This is a genomic window from Deltaproteobacteria bacterium, from assembly GCA_016931625.1.
Lineage (GTDB): Bacteria > Myxococcota > XYA12-FULL-58-9 > XYA12-FULL-58-9 > JAFGEK01 > JAFGEK01.
In genome coordinates, this window is the sequence record JAFGEK010000046.1 from 1 (window position 1) to 20,765 (window position 20,765).

General features: G+C 40.0%; 21 protein-coding genes and 1 tRNA gene. 8 read left to right on the forward strand and 14 right to left on the reverse strand.

Annotated features, from left to right (window positions below):
- Positions 1 to 1,089 (reverse strand): hypothetical protein (locus tag JW841_03585; GenBank protein ID MBN1960003.1); only part of this gene is annotated, 1,089 nt, incomplete at its 3' end.
- Here JW841_03585 and JW841_03590 point away from each other — a divergent pair.
- Positions 1,076 to 1,462 (forward strand): hypothetical protein, encoded by a 387-nt coding sequence (locus JW841_03590; GenBank protein ID MBN1960004.1) that lies wholly within the window; start codon positions 1,076 to 1,078, stop codon positions 1,460 to 1,462. The two genes, JW841_03585 and JW841_03590, sit on opposite strands and share 14 nt — an antisense overlap.
- 232 nt (positions 1,463 to 1,694) lie before the next feature.
- Here JW841_03590 and JW841_03595 read toward each other — a convergent pair whose 3' ends face one another.
- From JW841_03595 to JW841_03605, 3 genes are all read right to left on the reverse strand, one after another.
- Positions 1,695 to 2,015, reverse strand: a complete 321-nt coding sequence (locus JW841_03595; protein ID MBN1960005.1) for a hypothetical protein — start codon at positions 2,013 to 2,015, stop codon at positions 1,695 to 1,697.
- A gap of 102 nt (positions 2,016 to 2,117) precedes the next feature.
- Complete coding sequence (locus JW841_03600; protein MBN1960006.1) at positions 2,118 to 2,324, reverse strand: hypothetical protein; 207 nt, start codon at positions 2,322 to 2,324, stop codon at positions 2,118 to 2,120.
- A 91-nt stretch (positions 2,325 to 2,415) separates the two neighbouring features.
- Positions 2,416 to 2,502, reverse strand: a tRNA-Leu gene (locus JW841_03605).
- Between the two features lie 578 nt (positions 2,503 to 3,080).
- On the opposite strand from JW841_03605, the gene JW841_03610 reads away from it, so the two are divergent.
- Together JW841_03610 and JW841_03615 are read left to right on the forward strand one after the other, a co-directional pair.
- Positions 3,081 to 3,584, forward strand: a complete 504-nt coding sequence (locus JW841_03610) for a hypothetical protein (GenBank protein MBN1960007.1) — start codon at positions 3,081 to 3,083, stop codon at positions 3,582 to 3,584.
- Positions 3,581 to 4,156: a hypothetical protein gene (locus JW841_03615; GenBank protein ID MBN1960008.1), complete on the forward strand. Its 576-nt coding sequence runs from the start codon at positions 3,581 to 3,583 to the stop codon at positions 4,154 to 4,156. Before JW841_03610 ends, JW841_03615 begins: the two co-directional genes overlap by 4 nt.
- A 25-nt stretch (positions 4,157 to 4,181) precedes the next feature.
- Here JW841_03615 and JW841_03620 read toward each other — a convergent pair whose 3' ends face one another.
- From JW841_03620 to JW841_03635, 4 genes are all read right to left on the reverse strand, one after another.
- Positions 4,182 to 6,677 (reverse strand): leucine--tRNA ligase, encoded by a 2,496-nt coding sequence (locus JW841_03620; GenBank protein MBN1960009.1) that lies wholly within the window; start codon positions 6,675 to 6,677, stop codon positions 4,182 to 4,184.
- A gap of 136 nt (positions 6,678 to 6,813) precedes the next feature.
- Positions 6,814 to 6,930, reverse strand: coding sequence for a hypothetical protein (locus tag JW841_03625; protein ID MBN1960010.1), 117 nt, complete (start codon positions 6,928 to 6,930; stop codon positions 6,814 to 6,816).
- Positions 6,931 to 7,178: 248 nt separating this feature from the next.
- Complete coding sequence (locus JW841_03630; protein ID MBN1960011.1) at positions 7,179 to 9,047, reverse strand: alpha-amylase; 1,869 nt, start codon at positions 9,045 to 9,047, stop codon at positions 7,179 to 7,181.
- 13 nt (positions 9,048 to 9,060) lie between these two features.
- On the reverse strand, positions 9,061 to 10,500 hold the full coding sequence (locus tag JW841_03635) for an alpha-amylase (protein MBN1960012.1): 1,440 nt from the start codon (positions 10,498 to 10,500) through the stop codon (positions 9,061 to 9,063).
- 510 nt (positions 10,501 to 11,010) lie between these two features.
- On the opposite strand from JW841_03635, the gene JW841_03640 reads away from it, so the two are divergent.
- Both JW841_03640 and JW841_03645 read left to right on the forward strand, forming a co-directional pair.
- Positions 11,011 to 12,423: a hypothetical protein gene (locus JW841_03640; protein MBN1960013.1), complete on the forward strand. Its 1,413-nt coding sequence runs from the start codon at positions 11,011 to 11,013 to the stop codon at positions 12,421 to 12,423.
- Positions 12,424 to 12,766: 343 nt separating this feature from the next.
- The gene (locus tag JW841_03645; GenBank protein ID MBN1960014.1) at positions 12,767 to 13,864 is read left to right on the forward strand and encodes a tetratricopeptide repeat protein; all 1,098 of its coding nucleotides are present in this window, start codon (positions 12,767 to 12,769) and stop codon (positions 13,862 to 13,864) included.
- A gap of 46 nt (positions 13,865 to 13,910) precedes the next feature.
- Here JW841_03645 and JW841_03650 read toward each other — a convergent pair whose 3' ends face one another.
- The 3 genes from JW841_03650 to JW841_03660 form a co-directional block, all read right to left on the reverse strand.
- Positions 13,911 to 14,609: a Crp/Fnr family transcriptional regulator gene (locus JW841_03650; protein ID MBN1960015.1), complete on the reverse strand. Its 699-nt coding sequence runs from the start codon at positions 14,607 to 14,609 to the stop codon at positions 13,911 to 13,913.
- A 91-nt stretch (positions 14,610 to 14,700) separates the two neighbouring features.
- Complete coding sequence (locus JW841_03655) at positions 14,701 to 15,021, reverse strand: hypothetical protein (protein MBN1960016.1); 321 nt, start codon at positions 15,019 to 15,021, stop codon at positions 14,701 to 14,703.
- A 57-nt stretch (positions 15,022 to 15,078) separates the two neighbouring features.
- On the reverse strand, positions 15,079 to 15,393 hold the full coding sequence (locus tag JW841_03660) for a DnaJ domain-containing protein (GenBank protein MBN1960017.1): 315 nt from the start codon (positions 15,391 to 15,393) through the stop codon (positions 15,079 to 15,081).
- Between the two features lie 228 nt (positions 15,394 to 15,621).
- On the opposite strand from JW841_03660, the gene JW841_03665 reads away from it, so the two are divergent.
- Both JW841_03665 and JW841_03670 read left to right on the forward strand, forming a co-directional pair.
- Positions 15,622 to 17,127, forward strand: coding sequence for a PEGA domain-containing protein (locus JW841_03665; GenBank protein ID MBN1960018.1), 1,506 nt, complete (start codon positions 15,622 to 15,624; stop codon positions 17,125 to 17,127).
- Positions 17,128 to 17,140: 13 nt separating this feature from the next.
- Positions 17,141 to 17,947, forward strand: coding sequence for a hypothetical protein (locus JW841_03670; GenBank protein MBN1960019.1), 807 nt, complete (start codon positions 17,141 to 17,143; stop codon positions 17,945 to 17,947).
- 23 nt (positions 17,948 to 17,970) lie between these two features.
- Here JW841_03670 and JW841_03675 read toward each other — a convergent pair whose 3' ends face one another.
- The 3 genes from JW841_03675 to JW841_03685 form a co-directional block, all read right to left on the reverse strand.
- Positions 17,971 to 18,417, reverse strand: a complete 447-nt coding sequence (locus tag JW841_03675; protein MBN1960020.1) for a 23S rRNA (pseudouridine(1915)-N(3))-methyltransferase RlmH — start codon at positions 18,415 to 18,417, stop codon at positions 17,971 to 17,973.
- A gap of 61 nt (positions 18,418 to 18,478) precedes the next feature.
- Positions 18,479 to 18,856, reverse strand: coding sequence for a ribosome silencing factor (gene rsfS / locus JW841_03680; protein MBN1960021.1), 378 nt, complete (start codon positions 18,854 to 18,856; stop codon positions 18,479 to 18,481).
- A gap of 140 nt (positions 18,857 to 18,996) precedes the next feature.
- On the reverse strand, positions 18,997 to 19,938 hold the full coding sequence (locus JW841_03685; GenBank protein ID MBN1960022.1) for a hypothetical protein: 942 nt from the start codon (positions 19,936 to 19,938) through the stop codon (positions 18,997 to 18,999).
- Positions 19,939 to 20,180: 242 nt separating this feature from the next.
- Between JW841_03685 and JW841_03690 the strand changes: the two genes are divergently transcribed.
- On the forward strand, positions 20,181 to 20,735 hold the full coding sequence (locus tag JW841_03690) for a hypothetical protein (GenBank protein ID MBN1960023.1): 555 nt from the start codon (positions 20,181 to 20,183) through the stop codon (positions 20,733 to 20,735).
- Positions 20,736 to 20,765 lie beyond the last annotated feature (30 nt).

Sequence of the window (20,765 nt, forward strand, 5' to 3'; positions counted from 1 at the left end):
GTGGACGTTAGTTTTATCGATAGGTGTGGATGAAACTCCGATATAACCGCCGAGAACATCAACAAACGAAAAGCCACTGGTGGCTTCGACGTTTTTGCTTACCCCTGCCTTGGCACAAAGATACTTGCCCCATTCATAGTTTGCTTCAGCTTGGCCGACAAATGTTTGCTCATCATTGACCACCTGGGCGTTGATAAAAGTAATGCCGCCTTTAATAATTGCTTGTAGGTTGTCAGCAAGGTCACTTTTGACCCCAATTATGACCGGCACGATGTTAGTGTCGCCATGCGATGGATAAACCGCAGTGATATTAGCGTAAGGTTTATAACGGGTCGCGATAAACTTGGCGTTTGCTTCAATCTGCGTGTACTCGTCAATTTGCCAAGCTAAGCTCGCACCAGGTGTGTGAACAAGGCGATTAAGATAGTTGTCAGCGGCGGCAGCGTAAAAGCGATAGCCAAAGTTATAATCAAGCGAAGCAGTGATATGGCTTGCTGCATGGGTTAGCGCTGCGTGGGTATTTGCAGTAGTGTCAACATATAAAAGACGCGTAAATACTGTGTGATCAGAAGGCTCGATGGTGCGACTAGTTTTAGCCATAAGTTCGTAATCAAGTAAGCGGTCGTCGCGGGCAGCGCGGGTGATGGTTGCAGTGATATAACCGAGCCACTCAGAATAATCGCGCGTGGTGCTAGTTTGTGCACCAGCAAACTGTTGGTATGATACCAAGCCCTCTGCTTGGGCATTGATCTCTGAACTCTGATGTTGCCAACGCGCACCTAAACCGGCGATTGTAACTAAATCGCTTTCACCCATAGTATTGTTAGTTGCTTGCGGATTGCTCATAAAGTGCGAGCCAATTTCTAACCAAGGTTTGACACCGAGCAGAGATTGCAGTGCGGTTGTTTGCTGCCCTTGCGTGACTATTTGCTGTGAAGGGTGTGCTTGAAGGGTATCGCTGCCTGTGGCGGTATCGTTAGATGTTTCGTTGGTAACACTTGCGTCTGTAGTCGTAGCGACACCATTTGGGGCTATATCGCGAGTCTCAGTGCTATCTGTGTTTATTGCCCCAGCATTGTTAGCAGTCAAAACATTTGCTGATAACGATGCGTCAACAGGTGGCATTGGTGCAGAATCTTTAGTTACAGTCGATGATAGCTTTACTGGTGGTTGCTGTGGCTTTTTTGTTCTTTTTGCACGCACTTGGCGATGTCGTTTGCGTTCTCTTTTTTTCTTTGTGTATTTATTTGCTGCGGACTTTGAAGGAGGTGCTGGCGGTGTGCTTACGGTTGGGGGCGGTGCGATGTCAGCTGGTGTTGGTGGCGCAAGTTCGGGTTCACCATTGTTCGTCGTAGGAGTCTCGGTAGGGGTCTCGGTCAAGCGATCGAAATCGGTGCAGGCTGATATAAACAAACCGAACACTACGAACAACACTAGTGTGATGCGATTGTACAACATGTAACTGACCTGAGTTATTTAATCTCGGTATGCTGCTTTAAACCCCCGCCCATCGCAAAAGCAAAAAAGCACACGCGATTATCACCATGATAATTTTGGATTGCAACTGATGTCGCCTGTTTTTTGCTAGCTGTTCAGAAACCATCAAATACGTGAATATTTTTTTGGTGAGGAATAAACCGTACGAAATCGCCACAATTTCCTGCTTTGGCAAGATATTCAGGCGTTTTTTCTATTTAGAAAAAAGATCGTGAGAGTCTTTTAAAAAGCCTCAAGGTATTCGCGTGAATCATTATAGCGAGCTGCAGCTCTGGATGCGCCGAGGAGATGAGATGATGGTATTCTTCCTCCGAGCAAACACGGTCGCGTTCATTTTCCTCAGCAAGAAATTTAATGCTTCCAGAAAAAATATGATGCTCATAGCCATCCGTTGCTGCCGCGCGTAATGCTGATCGAAGGACCGCCAAATGGCGGTTGACGGTCGCTGGCTTCATTTCCTTGCTCCGCCGGGTCATCCGTTCGGAAAGGGTATTGCGTAAATAATCTACGTCAGCCATTTGTAAGCTGGCAATCAGTGTTTTTGCCTGCCAAATCTCTACAATAGCATCGAGCCGTCGCTTGTCATCGTTGAGCGTAGTTTTACCTTTTGCATGCTTCAGCTATAAATCGCGCAAGCCTGCAACAGTGAGACCACCACGCTTCTTGTTGGGGAACCACTTGCCTTCGATAATCTCCGTCTTTTTCTTGGCTAAGGTGCTTTCGGCGATTCGTTTGTTGGCTGTGCCCGTCGATTCACGTACCTGACGATGGTGAACGGTATAGCTCATCCACCACATATCGCTGCCATTCATTTTAAATAGACCCATTAGGCACCTCCGCACGTGGCAGGAGATTATCAGAGTTTTATTAGAGTCGGGAAGTGCAGTAAGAAGTATAAAAGAAAAAGATCAAAAAAATTGGTGCCGGAGGAGGGAATCGAACCCACACATCCTTTCGAATAACGGATTTTGAGTCCGTCGCGTCTGCCAGTTCCGCCACTCCGGCTCGAATTGCTGCAGCAATAGTAAAAATTACTACTTTTATTTTTGGATACGGCAGGCACCTATGCCGTTAAAAATGGTGTTACGTCAAGTATAAAGTACGTACTGTTGAAATTAGTGGAGTAATTTTATTAAAATCCATATCATCATCAGTGAAATTTATAATATTTGGTAAAATGATTTTTTCATTGACAGAGATTTGTTGCTCTAATAAAAATTCGACTAAAGAGAGATCACCAAGACGGCAAGCTTTGTTTAAAGGGGTTTCACTAGTGGCAGCAGCAAATAGGTTGCTGGTATAAAGAAGAAATGTGATGACAAAAAATAATTTAACTATATTAAAAAAAAACTTGGTGGCTACGATTTTTTCGAAGTGTTTTGTGTCGAGGTAAAATCATAATTACTCTTAACGTTTTATATTTATGCGGATGTTATAATTTAACCCCTATTTTACATTATCCCTATATAGAAGCTAGTGATATTTCGCTAGCTAGTGAAATCTTAAAACTTACACTAGCGGAGGATTACTTAACAGTACAAGCTGATTTTATTTTTTCAGGTGATGTAGAAGAAGCAAGACATATGACATTTCCAATTGCTAAGCCAGGAAACATAGCGCAAGATTTCTTTGTGACAATTGCTTCATTTGATACCATCGCTAAGATTTCTCGCGATGCTCGAAATAATGACAATAACGCAATATTGCAGCTATTAAATAAATCAGAAAAAATAATAAAATGGCATGCCATATCAACTGAACCTAGCACTTCAGGATTATTACCGGTAAGCCCAGCAGTTGAACATTATGATATTTTTATTCCACAAGACAGTCATCGCAGCCAATACTTGCTTATGCGTGTGAAATATAAGCAAACTGGTAAACACATATTTAAATATATACTTAGTTCAGGTGCTTATTGGCATGGCTCGATTAATTATCTAAGGGTAGAAATTTATGACACTCAATATAAATTGGCACATGCTAAAGTAGAAAATCAATTTGCGCACCATCGCCAAGGACCAAAAATGTTTTGGCAATTTGAAAACCTAGAACCACAACATGATGTAATAATGGAGCTTAAATGAAACAAACTTCGTGTTTATGTACGTATACAATTACGCTTAGCATTTCGATGCTAGTAGCACATCTTGCTTATGCAGATGCGGCACCAAAAATAGATATTGGTTGGTATATGCCTGCAGGTTTTACCATGGGTGTCGCTACCAAGCGTGATAAGCCGACCGGATTTATTGGTGGCGCCGAAATTAGTATAGTGAATCTTAATGGCGATGCAAAATGGTTTGGTGCCTATACAGACATGCTTTATGATTTAAAGGCAAATATGTCTCGATTTAGTATTGGTCCTGAAATTGGTTATACTTTTTTTGGTATGGATGGCGGTTATGTTTTAGCCAAAAACGAAGATAATAATTTTTATCATGGTGTGGCTATACGCCCGATGATTTCAATGGGTTGGGTTACTTTATTTGCTCGCTATGATTACTTTTTCGACTCATCAATGAAAGCACCTATTGAGATAGGTTTATTATTTAAGTACCTGTTTAAAATACATACGAGACCAGCAAAACAGAGCCCAGTTATGATGAAAGAAACTATTGAACCTGCCATTACAGACAAAACGAATAACTCGCAATAATCCTAGATTTATTGTGAACTATTTTCTATACCACAATGTTCACTAGCTTACCTTGTGCAACAATTACGCGTCGAATAGTTTTACCTTCAATAGATTTTTGCACATTTGCTATAGCTAACGCAGCTTGTTTTAAATCTTCTTCGCTAGCACCGCGAGTTATTTCAACTTGACCGCGCAATTTACCATTTACTTGCACTGCCAAGGTTAATGTTTCACCTAATGCCAATTTAGCGTCAAAACTCGGCCAACTTTGGGTACACACAAATGGTTGATGCCCTAAGCGTTCCCAGCCTTCTTCGGCCAAATGTGGGGCAAATGGCGAAAGCAGTAAGGCTAAGGTTTCAAGGTCTTGTTTGGTAGGCTTGCCAGTTATGGCGCTAACGTAATCCATCAAAGCCGCAATCGCAGTATTAAACTTAAATAGTTCAATGCGTTCAGTTACGGCTTTTATAGTCGCATGACGAATTCGCACATGTTGGTCGTCTTGTATCATTTTATCAGGGGCATAATCTTCAAATAAGCGCCAAGCACGACCTAAAAAGCGGGCGACGCCTTCAATGGCTCGCACGTCCCATGGTTTTGAAGACTCAAAGTCACCCATAAACATTTCATAAAGCCGCAAACCATCAGCGCCATATTGTTCAATGACTGCATCAGGGTTGACCACATTTTTTTTCGATTTTGACATTTTTTCGATTTGGCAAGTTAGCTTACCACCATTTTTTAAACTTGGCGGATCTTGCGAAAAATCGATTTCGTCATAACCATGATAAGCGCCAAGTTCGTCTTGATAACTAAAAGCTAATACCATACCTTGATGGCGTAAGCGTTGAAATGGCTCTTCGCTACTAACCAAACCCAAATCATAAAGAAATTTATGCCAAAAACGTGCATATAATAAGTGTAAAACGGCATGCTCGGTGCCTCCAACATAAAGCCCAACAGGCAACCAATATTTAGCCTTTTCAGGGTCACAAAGTATTTTTTCGTTTTTAGGGTCAATATAACGAAGATAATACCAGCACGAACCGGCCCAATTGGGCATCGTGTTAGTTTCGCGTTCTGCGGGGCCACCACATTTAGGACAAGTGGTTTTTATCCAACTGTTTATCGTCGCTAATGGCGATTCACCCGTGCCAGTAAGTTCGTAATTTTCGACTTCGGGTAAGCAAACTGGCAACTCGTTTTCAGGAACAGCTACAGGCTCATTGCATTTACCTTTGCAGTGCACAATGGGAAATGGTTCACCCCAGTAGCGTTGCCGTGAGAATACCCAATCGCGTAAACGATAAGTAACAGTACTTTTGCCAAGGCCTTTTTCTTCAAGCCAATCAGTAATTTTCTTTTTGGCTTCGGGGGTGGCGAGCCCATCAATAGGTGGTGAGTTAATCGCGACACCGTCGCCTTCATACACTTCGTTTTGTACGTCTTTGCCACCTTTAACTACTTCAATGATCGGTAAGCCATATTTGGTAGCAAATGCGTGGTCGCGTGCATCATGTGCAGGTACAGCCATGATAGCGCCGGTGCCATAGCCTATTAACACATAGTCAGCTATCCAAATGGGTATAGGTTTACCTGTGGCTGGATTAATTGCCGTGGCCCCAGTATCAACACCAGTTTTTTCTTTAGCTAGATCGGTGCGTTCAATGTCACTTTTGTTTTGCGTGCGTTGTCGGTATTCAGCGACTGCTGCTTTTTGCGCGAGGGTAGCTATTTTATCGACTAGCGGATGCTCTGGTGCTAACACCATATAGGTCGCACCAAATAAAGTATCAGGTCGCGTAGTAAAGACACGTAAAGGGCCTGCGCTAGTATTAAAATCAATTTCAGCACCTTCTGATCGGCCAATCCAATTGCGCTGCATTTCGCGAGTTGACTCCGGCCAATCAAGACCTTCAAGGTCAGTATGCAAACGGTCAGCGTAAGCGGTGATTTTTAACATCCACTGGCGCATATTGCGGCGTTCAACTGGGGTGCCGCAGCGCTCGCAGCAGCCGTTATGCACTTCTTCGTTAGCCAAACCGGTGCGGTCTTTAGGACACCAATTAATAGGCACCATGGCTTCGTAGGCTAGGCCGCGCTCGAACATTTTTAAAAATATCCACTGGGTCCATTTATAATAATCAGGATCAGTGGTGTTGATTTCGCGGTCCCAATCGTATGATAAACCGATCGCTTGTATTTGCTGTTTGAAGGTTTCAATAGCTTTAGCGGTGGTAATCGCTGGATGTACGCCGGTGGTGATAGCGTAATTTTCGGCAGGCAAACCAAAGGCATCCCAACCCATAGGGTGCAAAACATTATGGCCGCGCATACGCCAATAGCGCGAGACTATATCGGTCGCGGTATAGCCCTCAGGATGACCGACGTGCAAACCAGCCCCTGAAGGATAAGGAAACATGTCTAAAACATAGATTGCCGGACGCGAGCGATCGTCATCTTTAGCGCGGAAAACGCCGGTTTCACGCCATCTTTGTTGCCACTTACGGTCATTGGTTTTGTGATCAATAAAAGCCATAACATGGCGATTTGCCACAGCTTGCCATAAAGGGCTAGATCACAAATACGAAAAACTATAACGTTAAGGATTTTTAACTTATACCGGCGTACCTAACATGAAATCAGATTAGATATAAAACCAAACAAGCACCGCATTAATGATCAACAACATCCATTTGTACTTCGTCACGCATAGCGCTAATTTCAGGTGCATACATTGCTGATATTTGCGCGGGTAGACCGTGAAAATTACCTGGTACTTGAGCACGCATTTCATAAGAAATTTTATTTGTTTTAGCGTTTAAATATCAGTACCAGAAGCGGCATATTGTATACTAACTATCGTTAAAATAATTAGAAAATTACGGGCAAAGGAGATTACTCGATATCAAGTCATTTTAATCTCATAATTAAAGAAATTTAATAAGTTTTAAAAACCATACTTAGAAAATTATTCAAACAAAACTTTTCTCGAATAATTTATAACTTTCTATATATAATTTCTAATCTAAAAGTTTCATTAAGTTAAAATGAGCATACCTGACCCTGGCAAAGTTAAGCTTATAAAAGATCGTCCGTTTTCATATTGAATATTATACTGGGGCATGGCTATTGAAGAGTTAGTTGGATATAAACAATGTAGTTTAGGACTTGCTGGTGGATGCAGGCCAGAATCAATAGTTATATCAGCTTCAGCAGTCTGCTCAGCTTGCGTATTAAGCACTATAATTACTTCACGTTGCATTAAAATGCGTGACCAAGCGACTACCCCCCCGCCATTATTAGTCAGCGCAAAAGTATGATCACCGCAAGAGCGTACTTCACGTTGATACTGTCGACCACGACGCAAAGTCATGCCAATATCATCATGGCGATTACGGATGCTGGCTATAGCAGCAATGGCGGTATAAGTAGGATGTGATGAATCAAAGAAATGACACCCATTAGTGCCAAAGGCACCAAAACCGCCACCAAACATAGTTTCACGGATATAGCGATCTTCAAAAGGAATTACACCATTTTCATCTTTTGGTTCATAAGTTTCGTTGTGATAGCTAGTTGAACCATCAAAAGCCTGTTCGGTACCATAATATATACCTGGAATACCTAACGTAGTTAGTTGCACTCCTATAGCATGTGCTGCTTGTTCATAACGAGGCGTACCATCGCTGCGTATATTACCTGACATAAATCGAGCTTTGCTACGACCTATATGGTCATGGTCGTTGAACATTCCTAAATGATAGCGACCCAATTCTCGGTGGCTACCCATGGCGTCATGACCACCAAATTGTGAAAAGAAGATGCGTGGGTCTTCAGTACCTTTAACCATAGAAATTAAATGTTTTGCGGGTTCACCAAAATCGATAACTGCATCGACATTACGTTTAAATATTTCTAAATAATTACGCGCCATAGCCGCACCGCCAGCGACTTCAGCAAGTAGCAAAAAGTTCTCTTTACCGATCGATTCACAATATTCACGAATTGCTCCACAAAAATTACGTGAAGCTTCAAGCGTAACATGTTTTGTCGTGTCAATACGAAAACCATCACAATCAGTTATAGCTATCCAATACTGATAGGCGCGAATTAAAGCACCCAGAGCAGGTGTTTTATGATTAATATCTTTTAACTCACAAAAATCACCGCGACGAAACTCGTTGTCATCATGCATAGGGTCTTCCCAAGGTTCTGGGTCCCATTTGCCGATGCTACCAGCGCGTATATACCAATTGGGGTCTTGAAATTCAGCAGGCCACACAGCATCATTATGGGTTTGAATATTAAAGCTGCTATCTCCATTTTGCAGGCGCCAGCCATGAACATCATATGGCGGCGCAAAGCGATAGCCAAGGCGATTATGTTTTTCGCCATTGTAATTGTAGTAAAAATTATCGCCCATATGGTTATAAATTATATCAAGAATAATATACATATTTAAATCATGGGCAGCATCAACCATGTCGCGTAATTCTTGGCGAGTGCCAAAACGCGGATCAACATCAAGAAAATCCATAATCGCGTAGCCATGATATGTTGCTAATTCACGCCGCTGGCGCAAAACTGGACTTACCCATACAGTAGTGACTCCAAGTTGTTTTAAGTAACCGAGACGTTTGGTGATGCCTGTAATTTTGCCGCCACAGAATACTTTACCTTGTTGCATCCATTGCCGCTTATCGAATTGTTGTGCTGTGGGATCATTACGGTCAAAGATTGCTGTCGGATCGTTATTGCCAGAGCTAAAGCGATCAACTAATAAAAAATAAACGAACTGATCACGCCAATCACTTGGGCTAGCAAAGACACGTCCGCGCGGAGTTATACTGGCATCTCTTATGCTAGTCGGAGCTTGTGCTTCGATGGTAGTGCGGATTGGTGGCATAATAATCCTCAATTTACCTTTGCAAAAGTTCAAAAATATCGGCACCCCAGCGACGTGGCTCAATATAGAACTTTCCTTCGTGTGCACTTTCGGCGTTAAAGTATTCTTCGGTAAGCAAATTATAAAGTTGCCAATCGTGGCCTTGTAAATCATGCCAAGGTGTAGTGATGTGACCCCAATGTCTTTCATCTTCTGATACGTTTATAACTACTAAAAGACGTTTGTTGTCATAAGTCCAACACCACGCAATCATTGCAGGCGCTTTGTCAACTTGACACATCACCCAATCACCATAGCTAATTGATTCATGATACGTAACTTTAAGCAAACGACGATAAAAATTACGCATAGTAGTAGCGGACCCAAGTTGCACTGGCAATTTACCAAAACGTTCTTCAAATTGTTGATCATACCATAGTGAAGCTCCTGGCAAGGTCGCAGTGGCAATTGCTGCTAATATTAAACGCTCTTTAGGGCGAAAAATTAGCGATGCTGGAGGTTCATCATGGTTTTCAATAAAATGCAGTAGTCCTTTTAGATATTCAGGAGGGCTGCCAAAGAGATGTTGGCGAATAGATTCAGCACTACCGCAACGTAAGCGGTCATATAAGCGTTCTTTATCATAACAATAATTAAACCCTTGTTGCTGAAGTTGCCATTGCGTATCTGAATATGACTCGGCAATGAAAATTATATCAGGGTGGGTAATGCGAGTTTGTTTTATCACTTCAGTCCAAAATGGTTGTGCCAATGGTGTACCCACTAGTGGCGTCCAAATAGACGCAAAAGCATCATCAAGTGCGAGCATTGACATGTCACAACGTATGCCATCGCATTGATTGCCAATGTCTCTAAGTGTTGCAATGACAGCATTGCGATAGTCTTGATTAAAAAAATTAACTTGAGCAGTATCGGTCCAAGCTTCAGCGGTATCAACTGATGGTGAACCATAAGCAATTATATTATTGGCATCAGTCTTAAAAAATCGTCTTGGATTATTGCTGATATCTCTTGGGGTACCAGTTACATAATATTCTGGATGTTCGGTTACCCAATGATGATCATGAGCAGTGTGATTGGGTACAAAATCTAGCAACAACTGTAAATTGCGCTCGCGTAAAGATTCTCGCGCAATAGCTAATCCTTGTGGCCCCCCAAATTTTTCATCAACAACATAATCGAAAATACAGTAGGGTGAGCCAACAATGTCACGGTTTTTTGAAAAACCTGGGTAAACCCGTCGACATTCATCAACAACATCAGCATGTTCTTTAGCAAGAGCACGTCCACGAGGACTACGTTTCCAAACACCCATTAACCACACAGCATTAAAATGGTATGCCTTTAATACATCCCATTCATGTTCAGGAACATTTGCCAGCGTTATTTCTTGCTCATAACGCTCCGAAAGTTCAACAAGCCATACTAAGGTATTGATTTCGTAAATGCGCATGATGGCATATTATGCGCTATAAATAGAATCAGATACAAACTTATAATTAGAGTTATTGAGTAGTTACCATGTAAGAAGTGCATTCGCGCACTGCAGCATCGCTAAAGATATCACCGCCACAATCTGTACCAGAACCTGAGGTGCAAACCGGGTAGGACCTTCCTAAAAAAAGATTATCAGCAGTTAACAGTTATATGTTGTTGCGTTAATTTTTTTGGTATGACGAAATTGTCATAATATTATTCATGCATTGTGTAATGCATGAACCTTTTTCTTAGTTGTAATATCAATTTATTATCGCCAATTGATCGAAGATTAAATGTGAAGGTTATGATAAAAGCTTTTTTTTTAACCAGATAGGTGATGATCTTTGTATTTTAATATTTTAATATTTTAAAGATAAATTAATTAGCCATAAAAGCTTCTATCTGTTTAATTTTTACTGTGTAGTGTATTTTTCAATATTGCCACAAATATTTAAAGTGGCTTGTTTCAGAAAGTGATTAAATCATGGAAATTTATAAGGTCCAGAATAATACGACCATACAACAAGCCTCAAATTCTTCAGAAGTCAAACAATCAGGCAATAAAACTGGCATTAATAATCTAGTCACAACTTCAGTTAATTCATATAGCGGTAAATTAGATGTTAAATCTACATCAAGTGGTCTAAATGTTGAGGCTCTTAATATTTCTAATCTAACTTTATCTGATTCACAGAAACAAGCTCTTCACCAGATAGCCCAAGATATTAGCAATACGGGTTACTCACCAGGTGTGGCTAGTCGTTGGGGGCAATGGGTTACCGACATTTCAGTTAAAGGCGGTATGATTGATGTAAACGCCCTAGTGCAAGAGGTATTGCGTACTTCGTATTTAGAAACCACCGAAGATCTTCGTTTTTATGCAGAAAAAGTTAAATATTTTAACGATTGCAAAAAAGCATTACGCGATAATTTAACTGACTTACGAAAATTACAGGCCGAAGCAACTAAGTATGCAACTGAGACTTTAGGCGTTAGCGACATGAATGATATGACGCCGTCTCAACAAGCACAAATGGCTGCTTGGATGCTTAGCCATGGCAATAAAGCGAGCAAAGATTTTTATTCGCAATTAGTAGAAACTACATTTACCAGCGGTCAAGCTGCCGTTCTTGAAAAAATTGAACTCTGGGCGACAACTAGTGGTATAAACATACCAGATGCGGTCAAACTACAAATCAAGCAACTTGTTGAAAGTGGCAAATCTCCTGATGCTATAAGATTATGTAGTCAATTTATTGTATATGCTGGTTTGCGCAGTAGTGGTAGCCGAGTTAAAGACGCCAACATATCTGATAATGACGATTTCGATGCCTTCCTAGCAGAAGACATTGAAAGTCTTACACGAGATGATGCGTTAGCTATTATTTCTATATTCGCTCCGAATGCAGCTAACGAAAAAGCAGACATGATTGAATCTTGTACTTCGATCGAAGAAGTTGTTGCTCTTATATCCCCAGAAGTTCAGCAAATATTAAATACAGTTGCTGGTGAAGCTGATCTCGACGTTTTAAATTCTGTTCTCAGCGATATTGGTACTAATGGCGCCAAAAGCTCATATGCTATACAGGTTTGTGGTTCAGTAGATGAAGCTTACAAGACCATGTTTGGTGGTGATGATGATAGTGCAACTATTCGCCAAAACATGGGTATTTCTAATCTAATCCCACCCCCAGGCATGAGTAGTTTTGCACAATTAGAGGCTGAAATTAAAGCCAAAGAAGAAAAGTTGAACACTGTTGGAGATGATGCACAGCTTGCCAATGTTGATTTGCAAAATATGCTGCAAAAACAACAACAAACACTGCAAATGATGTCTAATATTTCGAAGGTGCTTTACGATACTGCTATGGCAATTACTCGTAAAATTGGCGGTTAATTAAGACTTTTTTCATAAAGCCGCAGCACGCTTTTTTTGCTATTGTTCAAATAGCTCTAATGATCGCCTAATATTAATTCTAACTACAAGTATACATTAACATTTCTTTGTATATCATTGATTGATAGTCGGCCATTTGCGATAAAAACAAGTGCATTATTAGAGCTGGTTATGGCAAAACTAAAGCATAATAAGGGACACCCCCTAATACAAGTAAATATGTTACAAATGCATATGATTATAATGTTCTATATAATTATTTAATTTTTTAAATGTTTCATTATGAAACTATATACATTTTAGATATTATTTATAGATTGATAAGGGCACGGTGGTAACGACCATGTCAGACAAGATTAATGAGGAAACGGCAAATGAAACCACGGCTGCAAATGTTGATGATGGCGGGGTAGGAACTTCCCCAAATCAATCATCAACTAATAAAACAGATTTGTCTGATACAAAAAACGATGCATTAAATAGTAACGCTAATAATGCCACAATGGATATACCAGCACATTTACAATTGCCATCATTCGATTTTTCATTGCCGCAGTTAGATAATACAGGAGAACGATCTTCAGTAGCATCGAGCGAAAGTTCATCTTTTACTTTCAATAGTGATTCAGCTGATATACCAGCTCATTTGCAGCTACCTACTTTTCCTGCTTTTGATATGCCTCCTATACCTGGAGAAGCGCCTGCTGATTCAAAAAAAACAACAGAGATAAAAACCTCAGTAACTGATCAAGAGTCAACAGGTACCCAACCTGCAATAAATACATCTGATACGCCTACACCGCCGCCGTTGCGACCACCCCCACGTCCTCGTCGTCAAAAGCCAATACAAAATTCTCATCCAGCCAAAAACAGTGTTTTACCTTCATTAGTTTTGCCCAACCTAAATGTTGTCGAACCAGCAAAAAAAGAAGTTACGCTACTTGGTTCTGAAGCGGCACATGCTTTGGCGGAAGTGAAACCCCATAAAAGGCCGGTTTTGCCATTTGTGATTATTGCCGCATTAATAATTGTTGGAGTGGGAGCTTGGATAAAACGTGATGCTATTGTGCTTGCTTTGGCGGCTAAAGAAAGACGGCCACAAGTAGTTGAAACTACCAAAGATAAAGCTTTGGCTTTTTTTGCAGCGGGCCAGCATGCTTATGAAAAGAATGATCTATCTTTGGCAGTAGAAAAATTTAAATCTGCAATTGCAATTTTACCAAATTTTTCAAAAGCACACAGAGCGTTGGCTATTGCCTATGCTAAGCAAAATAAGGCTGCTGATGCAGTAAGACATTATCGTAAATATTTAGATTTAAATCCTAATGCCCCTGAAGCAGCGGCTGTACGTAAAATTATTGCAGATTACCAAAAGGCCAAAGAAGCGGTTGATAACAAGGCGCCAAAAGACAATCGCAAAAATAAACGAAAACTACGTTAGCTCAACAGGAGTTGATTAGGGGGTCTCTGAAACCAAAGGTCGAGGCTTATTTTTTAGGGAACTCACTAGACAATGGCTGTTCAACGAATCCGTGACCTAGTAAAAGTTTTTTTCCGTGTATAAATAAAAAACCACGACGTTGAAATTCTGAAAGTACCCGTGAAACGGTCTCGCGGGTAGTACCAATCATAGCAGCAAGATCTTTTTGACTAGGTCGGCTGCGAATTACAAATCCTGCATCGGTGTTTTGCCCTTCCCGTTGAGCAATATCGATTAGAACATGTGCAAGGCGACCATAAACATCAAGCAATGCTAAGTTGCCAATAATATCATCAGCACGACGTAATCTGAGACTCATTTCACACAAAATATTTAAAGCAGTGGCTGGTGATGCCTCTAAATGACGAACGAAATCTTCACGTGATAGTTTCAGTATATTTGTATCTTCTATTGCAATGACATTCGCGGAGCGAGGTTGCCCGTCAAGTAAACTCATTTCACCAAAAAAATCACCGGCACGAAAAGTGGTTAAAATCATTTTTCGACCAGTTTCACCATAAAGAACAACTTTTACTTTTCCCGAAGCAATTATATATAAAGCATCACCGTGGTCGTCTTGGCCAACAATAATGCTGTTTTTGCTGAAACTTAGCGGTTGTAAAGAAGATGCTAAAATTTCTAATGTTTTTGGCGATAAGCCCTTGAAGATACTAACATTCGATAATAGCTCTGAATTATTACTCATCACCGACCTGAATAAATAACAGTTTTATAAATGTATTTACTAAAGTTAGTTTTTTGCAATAGCAAAAAACTAGGAGGTGTCCTTAATTGATTTAGACTTTACGTTTTGAACGTCGTTGATAGTCACCTACAAACGGTGCTGCGCCGTGCATAGTGAACTTATTACGCTGGTTACGTGGTTGTGTTTTTTCAATAGTTTCAAATCCGAAAAAGCCTAATTGTCTGAAAAACTTCACAATTTTAACAGTAAGACTAGATAGACCTATTTCAAAAGGTGCACCAAACGCCGCGCCGCCGCAACGCATCATGGTTCGATAAATAAGATTATTACTTTGAAAACGTGAGATTTTTGCAGGATTTTGTTTTTCACCAACAGGTTTTGGAACGATTTTTTTAATAGCGCTATTAGCCATGGACATGATTATAGCAAGCTTGATCAATATTGGGCAGAGGTAAATTTTGTATGTTTATTACGATCGTTTTAATTGATCATACGCCCAATTTATTTCTTTTGTTTTGGCCAGCGCGAGCGCGCGAATTTCGTCGGACATGGTGGCAACACGATCAGGGTGGTTTTCGTGTATTAGGCGTTGGTATGCAGCGCGAATTTCTTCATCTGTTGCTTTGGGTTTGATACCCAAGACTATATGGGGAGGACGCTGAGTTTGCGAATTTGCAGACATTTGTGAATTATTTTGGGGAGATAGCGATGAAGATGCAAATAGCATACGATAGGCGCGGAAGATCGCATAGACCAATATCGCTAAAAGAATAAACTTTATCATTGAAATACCTTCATAACTCAAAAAGACAATATATGAAAAGCTTCCTTGATCATGGTTTATAAACTGAAGTAGCAATAAATCATAAGTAAATAATCTTGTTTAGACCCTTGATCATATGCTTGTAGTGGTGCAAATCATTATTATCAGAGATAAACAAAATACTCTCGGGATTCCTTGAACCATTTTGATGGGAGTGTTACGGTCCGCCCGAAATTAGGGAGCATAACGATGTTATCAATAATGCGACATGTTTCTGTTTTGTATGCAATAATTGTGGCGTTCTTGCCAACAAGCGCTACTGCTACAAAAATCGCAGTAGTTGTAAGTAGCGCTGGTGCTGGTTCAGATAAAGCAGCTGCCTATGTAGCTCATTATTTGCATTATTTTCTTTCTGAAGATGGCAGATACGAAGTCATTGATAATAATGACAAGCTAGATGCAGTCGACCCAGATGCCGCAAAAGCATTTAACGAAGCTGAAGGCCTAGTAAAAAAGGCTATGAGTGCATATGAAACTTTAGAACTTGATCCTGCGGCAGATTACTTAAATAAAGCAGTAAACAAATATGAACACTTTGTCCCAGACCTTATTGATGTTAAGCCTATTGCTGATGCTTTAGTTTTGTTTGGCGCTGTGTTAATTTTACGTGGCGATGAAGAACAAGGAATTGAACGAATAGAACAAGCAATAACAATATTTCCAAAGGTAGAACCTGATCCAAAAGTATTTAATCCATCTATGCGTAAAGTTTTTCAAAACACAGTGGAACAGGTTAATAAAAAAGCACAAGGCAATATATCCATTACATCTAGTCCCGGATACGCAAAGCTATATGTAGATGGTGTTTTCCGCGGTATTACACCAGTAACAGCCGAACAATTAGCTCCAGGACGGCATTACGTTAGATTGGTAAAAGATGGCTATCGTAGCTTCGGGACAATCGTTACAGTAAAAGGTAATAAAGTAACCAAATTAAATGGCGCCTTGAAACCTACGAAAAAATTTAACACCTTCGATAAAGCATTAACTGTAGCAAGTGAAGCGCTACGCAATGGAAATAATGATGATTCAAGTTTGCCTGATGATTCATTACTTAAATTTAAAACTTTACTTGATACCGAACAATTATTTGCCGCCGATGTTAGACTCGATGGTGAACGAGTTAAAGTAACAGCAGCTCAATATGATCTCGTTAACCAGAAACACTTTAAAACAGTGTCGCATGTTTTTCCGTACAACACCCAATCTGATGTCTTTGAGCGCGAGATTAGCGATTTATTACGAACACAATTTGGTGAAACCACATTAACCAAAAAAGTTGATTATGGAGCCAAAGATGATGAATCAGATAGTGGTCCATGTATGGGCATGTCTTGTACTAAATTTAAAAAAATCGCACTTTTTGGTGGTATAGGTGCTGGTGTTGTTCTTAGTGGTACTGGAGGTTTATTATATTGGATGGCCAAGAAAAATAACAATGATTATCGCACCACGGCCCAAACTAGTTCTGAAGCTCCCTCGCTTAGAAGTTCAGGTAAACTAAAGGCACTCATAGGTGATATTCTTGTTCCGCTTGGAGCAGTTGCGGTAGCAACAGGTGTAGGTTTATTTTTCTTCTATAATCCATCGGATGCTCCTGTTGGCATGAGTCAGAATTCTCTAGGTACTAGTCTTAGTTTTGGGGTTGTGCCACTGATTGATGGTGGTGCTGCATTTGCTACAATGCGTTTTTAAAAAAGGAATTATTATGATAACCAATACTAAAAAGTTATTATTTTTTGTGCCTAGTATGGCTTTATTAATAATGATTGTCGGCTTATCAAGTAGTTGTTCATTAATACTTGATTGGAGTGAAGATAATCAGCCATGCAATATTGAAGCACAAAAATCCGGTTTGCCTGAATGCAATCCAGGCTATTCATGCGCGGTTGGTCGCTGTGTAAAGGATGGCTCCATACCCCAAGGCGAAGGTTGTTCACGCGATCATCAATGTAGTGGTTATCCCGCCAACATTTGTGCAGAAGTCCCCTTGTTTAACAAATCATTTTGTAGTGCTAGTTGTGATATCTATTATAGCGCTAGCAGTAATGAATGTCCTTCTGGTTATTATTGTCGGCCAGATGAAAGCTCACTTACAGATTCAAAGGTTAGAGGGGCATGCAGTAAAAGTGAATGCTCTTTAGATGGCAATTCGGGCTGTTCAACGGGATTTGAATGCATCAAGATTACTGAAACCGCAAACGCCTGTTTAAGACCATGCTCGAAAGATTCAAGCATAAAATTTTCATGTAATGCTGATTCTACCTGCCAACCACTTGGTCCCGATACTTTAACACTTGCCTGTATAAAAAGAAGCAAATTGCCACAGACACGTGATTCAATCTGTGATTTTGGTGAGATCACTTGTAATCAAGGTTTAGCTTGTGTAAACACCGGTGCTGATTATCACTGCAAGTTGCTATGCGACCCCGCGCAAGATGCTGTTCTTCCAGATAGTTGTACTTCTTGTAATTCCGAACCTGAATTTGATGATGCTTTCGGAGTATGCGATTAACTAGGGACATCCCCTTATAAAACCTATTCTCGATGATATGGCTCGCCGCGCAAAAAGGTATGGGCGCGATAAAGTTGTTCAAGCAGAACTACCAACGCAAGCCTATGTGGTAGAGTAAAACGAGAAAGTGACCAAATTTCTTTCGCGCGTTTTTTGATGTCTTCGTGCAATCCGTTGGCACCACCGATAACAAAAGCAATATTCTGGTTGCTATAATTTATTTGCCAATGATTAAGTAAATTAGCAAGTTCGGTGGTTGAATACTGACGACCGCGTTCATCAAGTACAATGAGTATCTCATTGGTTTTTAAATGTTTTAGCATCATTTGATGTTCGCGTTCATAAGTATCATCTCGCAGCCGAATTAGCTCAGTTGATATGTAATGATTAAGTCTTGTAGAATAGGTATCTGCAGCATTAACTAGTGGGTCTTTTGCTCGACGGCCTACGGTAATTACGCGATATTTCACCCTAAAAATCCTTAAAGAATTATTAAATTAATAAGCTTCAATTGAGCTTATGTTTAAACTATCAATGTGTTGCTGATATTGGCACCGTAGTAGAAGTATCACAAACACAAAGCCTTGGAGCATCTTCCCACATAGCTTCGATGTCATATACTTGTCGTGTATATTGATGAAAAACATGTACAACGATGCTTCCAAAATCAATTAATGCCCATTGTCCTTCGCGTAAACCTTCAATTCCTTGAACTTTTGTACCAAGTTTTGCTAATGATGTACTTATATGTTCGCTGATAGATTGAACGTGACGATCACTGGTACCACTAGCCATAACTAAAAAATCAGCATACGCTGAACGTTGGCGTAAATCGATTACAATTACATCTAAAGCTTTACGTTCAAATGCAAAGTCAGCTGCTTTACGAGCAAAGTATTCGGTAGACAGTTAAAACCTCCTTAAGTTGGTGAGTTTTACTTAAACTCTAACTTGTTATGTTTGATAGCGCATTAGAAATTATGTAAAAATGCTTCATTTTGAAAATATATTTAAAGTTTATTTATAAATAGCGCAAGAGATTAAAATAATTAAGGAATATAGGCATTAGGACCTGCTTGCTTGAGGTCGTCAGCAAAAAATTCAATTAGACTTTTATGTGGTGGCGGGATGCGTTGATACTCATTAATACTTTTTGGCACATTACGTACGGTTGCTTTGCCAATTTTTTTTATAGCTCCATCGAATCTTAATAAAAGTTGTGTAGGTCTAACATCACGATCTGCAACCTCTAACCTACCTTCAATATGGCTTTTGAGAATAATGCCAGTGGCAGTATCGACCCAGATGTTTCCGGATACTGATAGTGGTTTTGCCAGTTCACGCCAGCGAGCTGTAGGAGCAACTGGCATGTTTGATGAACTAATGGGTATATCAATGCTTTGTTCATTAGGTCTGGTTAAGGCAATTGGGTACCGTATTGCTTGACGACCATCGACTGCGTCTGGTTTTGGTTCACTAAGGCTGAGGCGTGGTGAAAATAAAGCAAGACTTTGGCGTAGTTCAGACCAAATTAGCTCGGGCCATTTTTCAATATCAGTTTGGCGCCGAGAGGTTTTGCGCAAGTGCCCTTTATCTTGGCGAATATAAACATCTTCATCGATTAGGTAGATTTCGGTTTGACTGGGTCCGGTGTCTGAAAAAGTATAAAAATTACCACTGACATCTTGAGTAACAATACCAAAGTGTGTCTCTTGTAATTCTTTACCACCGCGACTGAACGTTATAATGGATCGCGATTCAAAATTTAGAGAATCAAGCATTTTTATTACATTAGCATAAGAAATATTTATGGCACGCATAGCCATCTTAGTATCTTTATGCAGAATAGTAGCATCAATAGAGGGATCTTGCTTGGTATCTAATTGATCATGTTGGTTAGGATCAGCTTTATTACAACCGAAGGCAAGCAATATAGCCGTAATGCCTGCAGTCATCCATAATAGCCAGAGACGATTTGAATAATTAAACATGAAAAATCCCATACTACGATTGTGAAAATTGGTACACTATTTATGTATTATTATACAGTGCGTTGAAATATGCTAAAATTTTCATTTAAGCATACTTGCTCAGATTTTCTGTACGATAAAAAATAAATATCAAATATCCGAAAAGGAGGGGATCTGTGTATGTAAGGGATGGAGGGAGAAAATAAAGAAACACTGTATTGAATTGGTTGGCGCCAATTAAATACTTAAAAAAGGTTATAGGTATGGATACACAAGCAAATGAAGTTGTGGCTATAAAAAAGACAATAAATGAAGAAGTTTTTACTAAATTATGTGAACATTTTAAAAATGGTCACTTATGTTTATCTGATATCGCTCAAATTCCTATGAGTGAATTAGAGAATATACACCAGTTAGCCAGGCGATACTTACTACATCAAGAATATGTTCGCGCGGCCAAAATTATGAAAATGTTAGTGCACCTTTATCCATATTCATCAGATTTCTGGGGAACTTACGGCATAGTTCTTCAACGTCAAGAAGATTATCTCAAAGCGCGAATGGCTTATTTTGCAGCAAACGAGTTTGATAAAAAGCGTCCAGAATGGATGGTATATGCTGCCGAGTGCGAATTGATGCTGCAAAATCCACAATTTGCTCTTGATTTGATTAAGCCTGTTTTTCATTTGCAAATTGCTAATGCGAATAAAAGTAGAGAAATGCTTAAGCGTGCACAGCGCATTAAAATTATTGCCGAAAACATGGAATCAGGCCCAGATGATTTAGATGCTATTAAAGCACGAATAAAAGCATCCTAAATAGATCAGGGTATAAAAAATTTATTTTTA